Genomic DNA, 1,082 nt, shown 5'->3' on the forward strand with positions numbered 1-1,082 from the left:
ACTCATCGCATGAAACTATTATAGCATACTAATCGCTAGAGTCAAGTTCTTAATTTCTATAAATACTTACTTGCCTCACGAATGCTAAGAGATGCCATTTGACTAGCATGTTGATCAATAAAAGCTCGAACCCAATCCGGATTAACCTTTGAGTAATTGCGCAAACTCCAACCGATAGCCTTATTAATGAAAAACTCTGTCTGTCCAAAGTTGTTACAGATAACCTCTGCTAGTAGATCAGTATCTGTCAAATCTTTACACATAAGCTGGTGGTCAATGGCAATACGTCTCAACCAAAAATCCTCATCAAGACTCCATTGGCGCATAATATTCTTGGTTTCTGGATAGGTGAAAGGAATCTCTCCGATGATGCGGTCCAACTGATCAATACTATCCCACTATGATTTGGTTTGAGCCAATTTCTTTAGCTTTGGAAAATCTTCAGGTCTAAGCTCTTTCTTCTTTTTATCCAGATAATCCATAGCAATATATTGGAACTCACGGTAAGGTTGCTGCCAACACTCTTCCACAAAAGTCCAATCAATTGGATCCTTTATGAAAGGTTTAAAAAACTCTCTTTCAATCTTTTTGAGAATTGGTTTTTGAACGCCAAGAAAGCTGAATTTATTTTTCATATAAGCTTCCATTGCTGGGACTTTCGCTGGATCAGCTTGGTCTTCTAACAATTTCAAAAGAATTTTTGTATCCATATGATTCCTCCTTTTTTACATCAAAGGTCCAATCAGAGAAAAAAGATAACCACCTAGACGATGTGCTACAGGCATTTTTGACAAACTTTCCAGAGTAACTTCCTCTGAGAGCGCCTGGGTTTTCTCAAAATCTTCTTCAATCTTAAGCACTTCCAGATTTTTGTAGAGATAAACCCCATCTTCGAAATTTTGATAAAGACTTCGGTAGTCTGTATTAATGGTTCCTACCACAGCTTGTTGGCTATCAGAAACATAAACTTTAGCATGGACAAAGCCTGGGGTATAGCGGAAAATACGGACGCCAGCATCCAAGAGCACTTTAAAATAGGTCGTCGCAATATCAAAAGCATATTGTTTATCCGGAATCCCTGG

1 protein-coding gene and 1 pseudogene are annotated in these 1,082 nt (G+C 38.1%); both read right to left on the bottom strand.

What is annotated here, in order from left to right; genetic code table 11:
* Positions 1-56 precede the first annotated feature (56 nt).
* Positions 57-710: pseudogene (locus SPADD19_RS06730) on the bottom strand (DNA alkylation repair protein).
* A 15-nt stretch (positions 711-725) separates the two neighbouring features.
* The coding region (locus tag SPADD19_RS06735; RefSeq protein ID WP_241496513.1) for a phospholipase D-like domain-containing protein at positions 726-1,082 on the bottom strand (357 nt) is incomplete at its 5' end.

This window comes from Streptococcus parasanguinis (assembly GCF_001578955.1).
Lineage (GTDB): Bacteria > Bacillota > Bacilli > Lactobacillales > Streptococcaceae > Streptococcus > Streptococcus parasanguinis_U.